The organism is Microbulbifer mixtoriginis (SeqCode), from assembly GCF_052466695.1.
Window position 1 is genome coordinate 1,165,256 of sequence record NZ_CP174285.1, and the last position, 12,811, is coordinate 1,178,066.

10 protein-coding genes are annotated in these 12,811 nt (G+C 49.0%); 7 read left to right on the plus strand and 3 right to left on the minus strand.

Annotated features, from left to right (window positions below):
- Positions 1-167: 167 nt before the first annotated feature.
- A complete protein-coding gene (locus ACJJI0_RS05045; protein ID WP_444884954.1) occupies positions 168-1,394 on the minus strand; it encodes a Gfo/Idh/MocA family protein in 1,227 nt (408 codons plus the stop codon).
- A 218-nt stretch (positions 1,395-1,612) separates the two neighbouring features.
- The gene (locus ACJJI0_RS05050; protein WP_444884955.1) at positions 1,613-2,869 is read right to left on the minus strand and encodes an FAD-dependent oxidoreductase; all 1,257 of its coding nucleotides are present in this window, start codon (positions 2,867-2,869) and stop codon (positions 1,613-1,615) included.
- 616 nt (positions 2,870-3,485) lie between these two features.
- On the opposite strand from ACJJI0_RS05050, the gene ACJJI0_RS05055 reads away from it, so the two are divergent.
- Positions 3,486-4,028, plus strand: coding sequence for a lipocalin family protein (locus ACJJI0_RS05055; protein WP_444884956.1), 543 nt, complete (start codon positions 3,486-3,488; stop codon positions 4,026-4,028).
- A gap of 173 nt (positions 4,029-4,201) precedes the next feature.
- Here ACJJI0_RS05055 and ACJJI0_RS05060 read toward each other — a convergent pair whose 3' ends face one another.
- A complete protein-coding gene (locus ACJJI0_RS05060; RefSeq protein ID WP_444884957.1) occupies positions 4,202-4,861 on the minus strand; it encodes a tRNA-dependent cyclodipeptide synthase in 660 nt (219 codons plus the stop codon).
- A gap of 815 nt (positions 4,862-5,676) precedes the next feature.
- On the opposite strand from ACJJI0_RS05060, the gene ACJJI0_RS05065 reads away from it, so the two are divergent.
- The 6 genes from ACJJI0_RS05065 (at position 5,677) to arsJ (ending at position 12,029) form a co-directional block, all read left to right on the plus strand.
- Positions 5,677-7,776 (plus strand): carboxy terminal-processing peptidase, encoded by a 2,100-nt coding sequence (locus ACJJI0_RS05065; protein ID WP_252085868.1) that lies wholly within the window; start codon positions 5,677-5,679, stop codon positions 7,774-7,776.
- Positions 7,777-7,869: 93 nt separating this feature from the next.
- Positions 7,870-8,685, plus strand: a complete 816-nt coding sequence (xthA, locus tag ACJJI0_RS05070) for an exodeoxyribonuclease III (RefSeq protein WP_252085867.1) — start codon at positions 7,870-7,872, stop codon at positions 8,683-8,685.
- 111 nt (positions 8,686-8,796) lie between these two features.
- Positions 8,797-9,216 (plus strand): arsenate reductase ArsC, encoded by a 420-nt coding sequence (locus tag ACJJI0_RS05075; RefSeq protein WP_444884958.1) that lies wholly within the window; start codon positions 8,797-8,799, stop codon positions 9,214-9,216.
- 19 nt (positions 9,217-9,235) lie between these two features.
- Positions 9,236-9,580 carry a metalloregulator ArsR/SmtB family transcription factor gene (locus tag ACJJI0_RS05080; protein ID WP_252085865.1) on the plus strand — a complete coding sequence of 115 codons (345 nt, stop codon included), beginning with the start codon at positions 9,236-9,238 and terminating at the stop codon, positions 9,578-9,580.
- Between the two features lie 107 nt (positions 9,581-9,687).
- Positions 9,688-10,683: an ArsJ-associated glyceraldehyde-3-phosphate dehydrogenase gene (locus ACJJI0_RS05085; RefSeq protein WP_444884959.1), complete on the plus strand. Its 996-nt coding sequence runs from the start codon at positions 9,688-9,690 to the stop codon at positions 10,681-10,683.
- Positions 10,684-10,781: 98 nt separating this feature from the next.
- A complete protein-coding gene (arsJ, locus tag ACJJI0_RS05090) occupies positions 10,782-12,029 on the plus strand; it encodes an organoarsenical effux MFS transporter ArsJ (RefSeq protein ID WP_444884960.1) in 1,248 nt (415 codons plus the stop codon).
- Positions 12,030-12,811: the final 782 nt, after the last annotated feature.

The window sequence follows — 12,811 nt, forward strand, 5'->3', positions numbered from 1 at the left end:
TCCTGGGTGATCAGCTTGCTTCTTTTGAAAAGCACAATGCTGTCTTTCCAAAAGCGGACTGGCACTGGGCCGACACCGACACCTCCCTGTGCCGTACTAACTGCCGGACTTCCACCCTGCCAGAGGTTCCTAAATTATTTGAAAATGAATCAATACGATTTAGCTGCTTATTCCCAATATGGCGACAGCGCCACCCAAGAAGAACTCGCACGGCTGCTTTCCAATGCACCGCGCACAAATGCCATAGCACGGACACCCGCATCAATATCCCCCACGACAGAACTTTCTTTAATGGGTTGTTCTTGCCGGCGGCATCGAACCTGGGCAGCAAAGTCGCGGTAAATATTCGCAAAGGCTTCTATATAACCTTCAGGATGCCCCTGCGGGGTTCGACAAAGAGCTCGGACCTCGTCATCCAGGTATTCACAGTCTGCACCAGCCTTCAAAAGGGCCACTGGCTGCCCCCTGCGTTTTAACTGCAATTGATTGGGAGATTCCTGCTCCCAGAACAGCGAGCCATGTTCGCAATAAACGCTGATATTCAGGTTATTCCCTTCCCCACCACAGACTTGGCTGGCTGTCAGGGTGCCGCGCGCACCCTGATCTAATTTAAATAGCGCCGCACCATCATCATCCAGAGCCCTTTGGTCGACTACTGATTGCAAGTCCGCACAGACCTCAGAGATACGCTGACCGGTAAAGAATTCGACCAAGTGGTGAGCATGGGTACCAATGTCGGCAAAACAGCCGCTTTCTCCCGAGCGTGTGGGATCTGTCCGCCAACTGGCTTGTTTACTTCCGCTTGAGTCACCAGCCAATGCCAGCCAGCCTTGTGGGTAGGCAACAGTTACCCGGCGGACTTGCCCTAGCTCTCCCCTGGCTAAGATTGCCCTGGCCTGTGTCGCAAGTGGATAAGCCGCATAGGTATGAGTCAAACCATAGAGATGGCCGCTCCGTACGACCTCGTTTTTGAGCGCAAGGGTTTCCTCAAGTGTGGAAGCGGCTGGCTTATCAGAAAGAACATGAAACCCCGCTCGCAGTGCGGCAAAAGAAACTGGGAGATGTAAATCATTGGGAGTTACTACAGAGACAAACTCTATGCGCTCATCAACAGGACGCTGGGATTCCTCCAGGAACATCTGCTCATAACTCTGGTAAACGCGCTCTGGGTTGAGGCCCAACTTCTCTCCACTGCTACGGCCACGCTCGGGATTACTGCTAAAACATCCCGCCACCAGCGCTATCTCACCATCGAGGGAGGCTGCCATACGATGGATCGCACCAATAAAGGCACCCTCTCCACCACCGACCATGCCCATTCTTATTTTGTTACCCATACCGCTTCCCGTATAGCTGCCTCTGGCAACCAGGTTCTTATTGTTTTCGATTTCCATCCGGCCAAGTATCTTGCCTCGCTACTGGTCCATTTCTTCTTTCACAGACCCTTGCAGCAAAATGTAACCGGTTACATTTTGTTTTTAAGATACAGAAAAAACTCACCGTTGCAAGCAACAGTTTCATTGCATGACGTTTATTTTGCTCCTTAGAGCGATGTATTTATATCCACACCAAACAGAAACCAATCAAATTGATTAACCCGAAGAGGTTAAAGTTAACGGTGATAGCCTACTTTTCGAGCGAAATCTTCCCAGCACAGCCAGTTGAGCTTGTCGCTCTGCCACTTATTTTCTATGGGATGGCCAACCCCCGAGCCTGGAGACAATCCACTATCGGCGCCCGGCTGGGGGTGACGGCTTTTGAGCTTGGAACGCACCCAGTTACCAGCATCATCGGCGACATTAGCAGCCAATCCCCAATGGTTTGGCCACACTGCGAGAAAATTTTTTACGCCATAATCATCCAGTTGGTATGGAGTGGGATAAGCCAAGCGCACTAATAGATCACCATCTGGTCCCGGTGCATCTGTTTTCCAGCCTGCATATACCGACCACTGGCAGCCCTGCGCCCAAGCCTCAAAAGCCACCATCGCGCTGGAAAGGCGCTCAAAAGATGCACAAAGTAGATCATTCTCTATTTCTGGCGGGATACACATATCGACAACACCCGCCTTGAACTTGGGAACTTCTGGGTTAAGAGTAAGAATCCAGAGCCCTTCCCCATCCTCCAGCGGGTGGTACATCACCACCAAGTCGATCAACAAAGCTGAAACTGGCGGGATATTGGGGCCGCGGGCTAAGAGCATATGCAGAGGTCTTACTAACTGGGCATTTTGTATCTGCTCCTCTGCCACACCCAAGTGCCGAATTACTTCAGCATTCCCCGCACCACAAGCAGAAATCACCAGCTCTGGTTTTAACTCACACGAGCGACCATCCATATCCAGAGTTACTTGCTCAATCCCTGCCCCCCCAAGCTGAAACGAGACCAACCTCCCATGATAGATTTGCTTCCTCAAGGGTTCGCTCACACTGCGATAGGCTGCAGCTCCATCAAAAATAAGATCATCAGGAAATCTGAACCTGCGATTTGATGGCAAATTATCCGGATCAAAGATCTCAGGCAACTCAACTTCCTCAAAGGGAATAGCCGCTCTAGCCCAGTTATCTTCAACAGTGTTTAGAAAGTCCGGAGTCAGCGCTGCATGGAAATCTGTTATTCGACTGTTCACGCCGCTAGTCGCAAGTTCTTTGTGCCAGCGCTGCGCGGCACATCGGTAAATTTCAGCAGCTTGGGGGTTAGCCGCATTCCAGCCGGAAGAGAAATAACCATGGAAATGTAGAGACTCGGCGTCACCGAACTCATCGTCGACCAGTACCACCGAGTACTCTGGTATCAGCTCTCTCATCAGGGTTACCCCCTGAATACCACCTCCTAGGATCAGTACATCAACGGGAATTTCCTGTGACATAGGATGGCCTTCTTACTTGGTTTAGCATGATTGGAGTAGTTATCAGCCCTAGTTGCCACAATGAATTTGCGACGATGCCGGAAGAGCGACCTCAATCTATACCGTTTGATACTTGCTTGCTGCTGTTTTTTTATTCAACTATTTTCAATTTCCGGAGATTTGGGGCGCCGTAACCTCGCGAGAAGAGCCACCAAAACGCAAGAACATAAGACAAAAATCCACCCAAGATACACAGAAGGTACCAAAACCAAACAGGAAACCCGTAGCCCAGTTTAGATAGAATGGAAAACGGCATATAAATCGGAAGGTTGATAAGGATCGCCCTCCAACTAACCGCCCATGTCAATGCAACTACGGCCGATAGTGATGGTTTTTTATTCATTCTTACTTCCTTACTACTGCGCTAATGAATAGGCAGACAGTTAAGGTTTCCTTCTTTGTCAATCGATTGGCCTAAGTTTAGTGGGCAGTGCTGGCCATTCTTGAAGTTATTGTGAAGCTTTGCCCCAAACGAACAATTGATTAATCCGTTCCAGCTTGCCTTCCGTAAAGAGTTTGCCATCGCACAATTGGTACGGTGGAAAGTGATTCAATCCAATGACAAGGAAATGTGAATATGAAGGGTTTGGCAAAAGGTTTGGGGGTTCTTCTATTGGCTTTTGGAGCGCATCTCTCCTGGGCTGATAATGAGTCTGAGCTTGAGACGGTTCCCTACGTGGACGTCTATCAGTACGTTGGCAAGTGGTATGAAATAGCCCGATTGCCACAGATCTTCCAGCCTGCTTGTACAGCGGTCACGGCAGACTATGGTCTCAACGATGATGGCACACTCAGTGTTTTCAACTTTTGCCGAATCTTACACCCGAAGTACGGTTTTCCCATCAGCGTGCAAGGTACCGCTACCCCTCTAGATGATACGAATAGCAAACTTGCGGTTTCATTCTTCGATGGGAAAACCAATGGTAACTACTGGGTTCTAGAGCTAGACCCAGCATATCAATGGTCCCTCGTGGGCGACCCCGATCGCAGCAGCCTTTATCTTCTAAGTCGAACTCCACAGCTGGATGAGGCCATTGTAGATGAGCTGCTTGAATTGGCTGTCACTAAGCACGGTTACAATATCGACCACATCATAATGACCAAGCAGCTACCAAATTAACCCAATGAACCAAAGGCGAGCGGAGCTTTTGCTTCACTCGCCCCCTGAAAGTTAGAATTTACATTAAGTTTTTACAAATACATATATATCAATGAGTTATGCCTATTTATTAATGTACTTTCTAGATTAACTGTGTCCTTTCACACCACATTTGCAGGCCATAGCGTCTTCTATTACTCACCTTCATTTCTCACAATCACATAACCATTTCTCTCTCCCGCAGCCTCTTGGCCACTCTCGTGAAAAAGGTCATCTAAATATCTGGGACAGCTGTGATAGCAGAAACATGAGGAATCTGTACCCACGATATCTGCAGAATGCAAAATCACCGGCAACTCCGCCAAAAGATATCTCACTGCTATTGAAACCATCTCGACAGTAACTTCTTCTTCTGCAAGATGGTGCTCCAGCACCCATCTACTAGCCTCCAAGCAACCCTCGCGGAAACCATCATTCAAGTGAAACTCCTGCTCAAACTGATAGAGCCAGCGAGAATAGAGCTCAGACTGTTTCAACCACTCGGAGTCAACCAATTCACTGTCTACAGCACACGAGCCCGAAGCGCGATAGACCTTGTTATGCAGATAGTGGCACTGTCGTCGAGCTCTTTTTCTCGCCTTCTCTTCCTCATAGCCAAGTGCGATCTGTGTATATTCAGCAGCATTATCGGGAATAAAAAACATGACTCGCTTAAAGTGACTTTGCGCCCACTTTGCAAGCCGAGCAATCTGCCCCTCGGAAAAGTAGCTGTTGAAAGGACTTATACCTATTACCGCTAGGTCAGCCATCTCATAGATTTCTTGTGAACGCGACGTTGCAAATTCAACCTTCATCCTACAACTCCATGGAACAGCACTAGGGAGCCAGTAGATCGATTCAGTGCAACATTTTTACCGGGAATAATGAGCAGTATTAAGCAGAAAAGGTTGACCTGAACCGCAATTAACTCTCGCCTAGATGCTTACCTTCAATATCAATACATATGTCTTAGATATAAATAATCGGTAACCAATCCCATTAATTGAGCCCTCGGACGTGACCGTTAAGCCACGTTGAAGCAGTATGCATTTAAAAGGCCTCTGAACTAATTCAGAATGACTCTGCGGGACTTGAGGATTGCCGCTGCTTGGCACAGCTCGCCGTAAAAGAAAATTCGGCCTTAGGGGCCCTTCCGGTAAGTCTTTTAGAGCAGTTCACTCTGTGTTGCGATTTCATTCTGAGGGCTAGATATCCTTGCGAAGCCGCACTTTCACCCGAACCACTCAGAACGCTAGAGACATCCCGGAACTGTTTAGGGGCTCTTAAAACAGCGGGCGTATCAACTCAATTCCTTTTCTTTTTAGCGGTATCCATTTTCCCGGCACTCAATCACTCTATGCTCGACTAGCTGGTCAAAAATGCTCTTCCGGCGTAAAAATCATCAAAACCGAGCCGTGCCAACCGCCTCCATTTGAGACCAAATGCCCTAAATAATGGATAGTAGGAAACTCTATTTTGCTAAATGTGCCTAATGTGGAAAAGATCCATCTCTGATTGGAGGTATTTCATGCCCTTCGGAGCTTTCAGCCTTTATACTTGTCCTAAGCTATAGGTCGCTAAGCCATAAAGGCTGGTCGCCTATGAAGTAGGACGTATAAAGAGACTCCCTATGCTTACCAATCGGATCGCCGCTCTATTTTCCGGCTTCTTGGTCATTGGCCTGCTTTCCACAACCGCTCTGGCAGAGACCGAGCCTCTGGCACCTGAAAAGGACCAGGGCAGTACTGCCAGGGAGATTGTCGGCAAGCTAGAAATGCTGCACTACAACAAAATCAAGGTCGGAGACGAAATGTCGGAAGACCTTTGGGACGAGTACATTGATGCTCTAGATCCCACCAAAAGCTACTTCCTCGCCTCAGACATCAATGAGTTCCGCGAATGGCAAACCAAGCTGGATGACCAGCTACGCGCTGGCGATGTCAAAGCAGGCTTTGAGATTTATAACCGTTTCCGCCTGCGTATGGGCGATCGGTTGGACAATATCCTATCCCAGCTCGAAAAAGGCTTGCCCGCTTTCGATTTCGATCGCGATGAATCCCTCGAACTCGACCGTGAGGAGAGTCAGTGGCCTACCTCCATCAGTGATGCCGATGATCTTTGGCGTAAGCGCCTGAAGAGCAGCGTCTTAAACCTGAGGCTCACAGGTAAAGAGGATGAGGATATTCGCGATTTGCTGGAACGCCGCTATAAAGGTCAAAAGAAGCGCCTTGAGCAGCAAAACAGCAATGACGTATTCGAGCTCTATATGAACTCGTTGACTCGCCTTTATGATCCCCACAGTAACTATCTGTCCCCACGCTCCCTGGAAAACTTCAACATGAGCATGTCGTTGTCTCTGGAGGGCATCGGTGCCGTGCTGCAAGGGGATGAGGAATACACCAAGGTTGCCCGATTGGTAGCAGGTGGTCCTGCTGACCGCACCGGTAAGATCAAGCCTAACGACAAGATTGTAGGGGTTGGCCAGGATAAGGATGGTGAAATGGTCGATGTCGTCGGCTGGCGGCTGGATGACGTGGTGGATCTAATCCGCGGTAAGGCCGGCACCTTCGTGCGCCTGGAAACTATTCCCACCGGCGGCGACGGCACGCACAAGACCATCCTGATCAAGCGCAGTAAAGTGAAGCTTGAAGATCAGGCTGCCAAGAAGGCCGTATTCGAATTTTCAGATGGTAAGAAGAGCTACAAGATCGGTGTAATCAATTTGCCGACCTTCTATATAGACTTTGACGCCTACCGTCGCCGCGACCCCAATTACAAGAGTACTACCCGCGATGTGGCTAGATTGCTCAGCGAACTGAAAGAGGAAAAGGTAGACGGTATCATTCTGGATCTACGCAACAATGGCGGCGGCTCCCTACAGGAAGCCACCATGTTGACCGACCTGTTTATCGATCAGGGACCAGTAGTACAAATCCGCCACGCTAATGAGCAGATTTCACGGCACAACCGCTCTCGCTCTCGCGCAATGTATCGCGGCCCGCTGATGGTATTGATTAACCGCCTCTCGGCATCAGCTTCCGAGATTTTCGCCGGCGCCATCCAGGACTACAACCGCGGCTTGGTTGTTGGCAATCAATCTTTTGGTAAAGGCACCGTGCAAACCATGGCGCCCCTGAAAGAAGGCCAGTTAAAAATTACCCAGTCCAAGTTCTACCGTGTATCCGGTGATAGCACCCAGCACGCGGGCGTGAAACCCGATATCCCCATGCCGCAACTTATTGATGCGGAGAGTGTTGGTGAAAGCGCTTACGATACCGCCCTGCCCTGGGACCGTATCCACGCCGTACCTCACGCCAAGTACTTTAATCTGAAGACTCTGATTCCTAATCTGCTCACCAAGCACAATAAGCGCACAGCATCAGATCCGGACTTCATATTCCTGCGCGATCAATTCAAGTTTGAGAGCGAACGCGCCGACAGAAAGCATCTCTCCCTTAATGAGGTAATGCGAGAGCAGGAACGTGAAAACGTGAACCAGCGCCTGCTCTCCATGGAGAACCGCCGTCGCGAAGCAAAAGGGCTTGAACCCTACAAGGATTTCGAGGCTTATGAAGAGAGTGAGTCTGAAGAAGTGGCAACCATTGGTGGCCCTGTGGAAATCAAATTGGAAAAAGATCCAATCTTGAACGAAGCGGGCTATATAATGGCGGACTTTATTGGACTGGCTGACAAAGCCAGCAAGGCACCGCCGCAAGTCGCCAATTTCTAAAGATGTGATGCCCTTTGGGTGTGCCAAGCGCACCCATGCGCACAGTAAACAATTAGGTCGGGCTTGCCCGACCTTTTTCATTTGGGGGAAGAAATGAAAGTCGTTTCCTTTAACGTCAACAGTATTCGCACTCGCCTGCACCAAATGCAGGCTCTGGTAGATAGCCATCAACCCGATATCATTGGTCTTCAGGAAACCAAGGTCACCGATGAGGACTTTCCTGTAGATGCCATTCGCGACCTGGGTTACGAGCTAATCTATTTTGGCCAAAAAACACACTACGGTGTTGCCCTGCTCTCACGCCTACCATTTATCGATCGCGAATATGGCTTTCCTACCGACGACGATAACGCCCAGCGCCGTATGGTCATGGGAAAGTTCGATATTGGCGGCAGTAAACCTCTCACCGTCATCAACGGCTACTTTCCCCAGGGCGAGAATCGTGAACACCCAGTAAAATTCCCGGCGAAGCAAAAGTACTACGCTGACCTCGATACCTATCTACAAACCACCTGCGATCCCGAAGCCCCGGTGCTGGTTATTGGCGACATGAACATCTCTCCGAGTGATCAAGATATCGGTATCGGCGAGCCCAATCGCAAGCGCTGGCTGCGCGACGGCAAGTGCAGCTTCCTTCCAGAAGAGCGCGAATGGCTGCAGAAAATTGAGGCCTGGGGCTTGGCGGATACTTTCCGTGCGATGAATCCTGATACAGATGATGTATTTAGCTGGTTTGACTATCGCAGTAAGGGTTTTGACCGCGAGCCCAAGCGTGGGCTGCGGATCGACTTGATTATGGCCACAAGCCCTCTGATGGAACATTGTGTGGCCACAGGGGTAGATTATGATATCCGCGCTATGGAGCGCCCCTCAGACCATGCGCCGGTCTGGGCAGAGTTCAAGCTCTAAGCATTTAGTGAATAACCGGGATCTGCTCCCGGTTTTTTTGGTCCTTTGAATATTCGTTTTTCCATATATAATGCGGACTAAGTCGGACGGTTTACCGTTCGGGAGCAATTTATGAAGAGGCAGATTTTGTTTGTCTGCTCGGGGAATTCGGCTCGTTCATTAATAGCTGAGGCTTTACTGCGTAACTATGGGGGAGAGTTCTTCGAGGTTTCAAGTGCAGGGACAGACCCCACCCCGGTGGACGTTCGTGCCATCAAGGCTCTCCAACGTTTTGGTATCCCGATCAAAGGGCTCTATTCCAAGAGTTTACAAGAGGTAGCTGACCGGGATTTTGATTTAGTCATTACCTTATGTGATAAAAGCCACAATGAATGTGTGCCTGCCGCTGGGCACGGAAAATTGATCTCATGGAATTTTGAAGACCCTGCCAGTCGGCATTGCTTCAAACCCTTTTACACAACGGTGTTGGAACTGAGTACCCGCATCAAACTTTTTGTACTGGTGTATAACAAGGCCGCTAAAGCGGCATAAACAAGATTTGGGGTAAGCCTTGAACCCAGTTCAGTTCTACAAGTGCCTGGCAGACGATACCCGCCTGCGTACGCTTCTACTGATCGCCCACGAGGGAGAACTTTGCGTGTGCGAGCTCACTGCTGCTATGGGCTTGAGCCAACCCAAAATATCTCGGCACTTAGCCCTACTCCGCGGCGCTGATTTATTGCGGGACCGCCGCCAGGGACAGTGGATCTTTTACCGCATCAACCCTGAACTGGGCAGCTGGGCCAAATCGATCCTTCAAGACACTTTGCAGGCAAATCAGCACTTTATTGCCGAAGATCTTCGCAACTTGATCCTAATGGGAGATAGGCCCCAAAGAGCTAGCCTATGCTGCTAAGTCACGGCAGTAGGTATTTTGCTGGCAAGTAATATCACTAAGTCGCTAAAAAATTTACCTGGGTATATGCGATTTTTCATATATTCAGATTGTTCAGGAGTTACAACATGGCTATCAAAGTCGGAATCAATGGATTTGGTCGTATCGGTCGGCTTGTGCTGCGCGCAGCCTGGGACTGGCCAGAATTGGAGTTTGTGCAAATCAATGACCCCGCTGGAGATGCTTCCACCCTTGCTCATTTACTGAATTTTGATTCGGTACACGGGCGTTGGCAGCATTATGCAGAAGCTAAGGACAACACAATTACGGTTTCTGGCCAGGAAATAAGTTGTAGCCATAATCTCGCCATTGCCGACACAGACTGGAGTGCTTGCGACCTGGTTATTGAAGCCTCTGGGAAAATGAAGACTAGCGCGCAATTGGAGGGCTATTTAAAGCAGGGGGTAAAGCGTGTGCTGGTTTCGGCTCCCGTAAAAGAAGACGGGGTACCAAATATTGTTTTGGGGGTGAATCAGCACATTTATGATCCAGCCAAGCATCAAGTTGTTACTGCAGCCTCCTGCACCACGAACTGTTTGGCCCCGGTGGTAAAAGTGATACATGAAAAACTGGGCATCAAGCATGGCTCTATCACTACTATCCACGATATCACTAATACCCAGACAATCCTTGATGCGCCCCATTCAGATCTGCGCCGCGCAAGGGCCTGTGGAGCCAGTCTGATACCCACTACTACCGGCTCAGCCACAGCAATCACCGCCATCTTCCCGGAGTTGACTGGCAAGCTGAACGGCCATGCCGTACGAGTCCCGCTGGCCAATGCCTCCCTGACGGATTGTGTTTTCGAAGTAGAACGGGAAACAACTGTGGATGAAGTTAATAACCTACTGAAAGCCGCAGCAGAGGGCGAGCTGAAAAATATTCTCGGTTATGAGGAACGTCCTCTGGTATCTGTGGATTACAAAACCGACCCACGTTCCAGCATTGTTGATGCACTGTCCACCATGGTGGTCAATGGCACTCAAGTGAAAATTTATACCTGGTATGACAACGAGTGGGGCTATGCCAACCGCACTGCAGAGCTGGCTCGCCTGATTGGATAAGCCAATGTCCTAGATCCCACCAATAAAAAACTGATAAATACCCGCGGGGCTGGCCTGATCTTCAGGCCAGGAGCCCCTAGTAGTTAGAGCCAAAACCCATGCAGTTTTTCTCCACCCTTTCGCCCTCGGTACGCCAATATTTATTGGTGACTGGTAACTATTGGTCTTTTACTCTAACCGATGGCGCACTGCGCATGCTGGTGCTTCTGCATTTCCATACCCTCGGGTACACCCCTCTCGAAATAGCCCTACTGTTTCTTTTCTATGAATTTTTTGGAGTGGTCACCAATTTGGTGGGCGGATGGCTTGGTGCCCGGCTAGGCCTTAATCGCACCATGAATATTGGTCTGACATTACAGATTTGCGCTTTAGCTATGTTATTGGTCCCTTCTAGCTATCTCAGTGTGCCTTTGGTTATGGCCGCTCAGGGAATATCTGGCATAGCCAAAGACCTAAACAAGATGAGCGCGAAAAGTTCAATCAAGCTTTTACTACCTGACGACAATACCCAAGGAACTCTTTATCGCTGGATTGCCCTACTGACTGGCTCCAAGAATGCCCTGAAAGGCATTGGGTTCTTTATGGGCGGAGGCCTATTGGCACTACTGGAATTTCGTGGGGCTATATTCGCAATGGCAGTCGCTCTCGCCTCAGTACTGCTATTGAGTAAGAAATTTTTACGAAAAGACTTGGGTAAAGCAAAGGTGAAAGCCCGCTTTCAAGATGTATTTTCTAAGAGTCGCCCGGTGAATATCCTTGCGGCAGCAAGACTGTTCCTATTTGCATCTCGTGATGTTTGGTTTGTAATCGCCCTGCCCGTTTTCCTGGCGAGCCAATTCGACTGGGGCCACTGGCAAGTCGGTGCATTCCTAGCCTGCTGGATCATCGGTTATGGCGCAGCACAAGCCTTTGCCCCAAGGATCACTGGAAGTTTTTCTTCGGCACTGCCTGATGGGCGAACCGCCCTATTGTGGGGCTGCGCATTAACTCTGATACCTGCGCTGATTGCCTTCTCACTCTATATCGGCTTCCACCCTCAACTCAGCATTTTGTTGGGCCTCATGGTATTCGCTGTGTTATTTGCAGTGAACTCTTCTGTGCACAGCTATTTGATCGTCGCTTATGCCAGAGAAGATGGCGTTTCTATGGATGTGGGGTTTTACTACATGGCTAACGCTCTGGGCCGCCTTACCGGAACTCTGTTGTCGGGCTGGATTTTCCAGATTGCCGGTTTACAAGCTTGCCTGTTGGTATCCACGTGCTTGCTGTTTTTGGCAACCTTCATTTCGCTTGCATTGCCAAAACACAACGAAGAAGACAACCCGATGATCAATGCAGTAACTTAATCAGATAGCTGATTAGAGGCTTTCAATTGAAAGTATGACCAATGGTTCCACCCTCGCTATGGGGTGGAATTCCCCGGGGGGATCACAGCCAGCCAATAACAAGAGAGCTCCGGACCACAATATCCAAGATAAACGACTACACATAAGCTACCACTTAGGACCCGTAGTAAACGACCATACCGGTTATTACTCAGACTCCAAACTATCAGGCCATCTCTATGGATGGGTACATTGTTATAGGCAGAAGATTAGAAAACCGAGCGCCAAATTTCTATGCCAAATTGGCATCAAATTCTGCCAATACACCAGGGTAAAATCTTGGCGGGGTTATATATGCGAATTACTCAGTACAATAAACATTCAGATTTCCTTAGAAGGAACTCCAAAATTTATATAAACATCGATTGCGGGAACGGCACGGAAATCTGGCGCCAATACTAGCCTCAATACTCTGTCAGGTGCGGAGAACTTTTTAGCTCAATAGCGCTTACATAGGTATGAAAGACCAAGATTATCAGCCCCCTGCAACTTTTCAGATACTGGACTTAATCGCCAGTAAAGCCTTTTATATCTTTGAGGATGCGATTAGGTAAGTAATTTCCTCACTAGAGTCATAAATAAAACCTTAATGCAGGCGCAACTGATTTTCAAAAATACATTCCCAGTCTCTGCAACATTATCAAGGGTCAAACAGAGTACTCTGCCTTAATGGTTATCGACCAACGAACATATAGTAGAGCCATTTAAATCACGGGCAAGGTAAATGACTTTATAAGAGTACT

Coding starts and splice junctions, on each gene's coding strand:
- ACJJI0_RS05075 (WP_444884958.1), top strand. CDS start 8,797: ATGAAGAGGCAGATTTTGTTTGTCTGCTCGGGGAATTCGGCTCGTTCA.
- ACJJI0_RS05085 (WP_444884959.1), top strand. CDS start 9,688: ATGGCTATCAAAGTCGGAATCAATGGATTTGGTCGTATCGGTCGGCTT.
- arsJ (WP_444884960.1), top strand. CDS start 10,782: ATGCAGTTTTTCTCCACCCTTTCGCCCTCGGTACGCCAATATTTATTG.
- ACJJI0_RS05060 (WP_444884957.1), bottom strand. CDS start 4,861: ATGAAGGTTGAATTTGCAACGTCGCGTTCACAAGAAATCTATGAGATG.
- ACJJI0_RS05065 (WP_252085868.1), top strand. CDS start 5,677: ATGCTTACCAATCGGATCGCCGCTCTATTTTCCGGCTTCTTGGTCATT.
- ACJJI0_RS05050 (WP_444884955.1), bottom strand. CDS start 2,869: ATGTCACAGGAAATTCCCGTTGATGTACTGATCCTAGGAGGTGGTATT.
- ACJJI0_RS05055 (WP_444884956.1), top strand. CDS start 3,486: ATGAAGGGTTTGGCAAAAGGTTTGGGGGTTCTTCTATTGGCTTTTGGA.
- xthA (WP_252085867.1), top strand. CDS start 7,870: ATGAAAGTCGTTTCCTTTAACGTCAACAGTATTCGCACTCGCCTGCAC.
- ACJJI0_RS05045 (WP_444884954.1), bottom strand. CDS start 1,394: ATGGAAATCGAAAACAATAAGAACCTGGTTGCCAGAGGCAGCTATACG.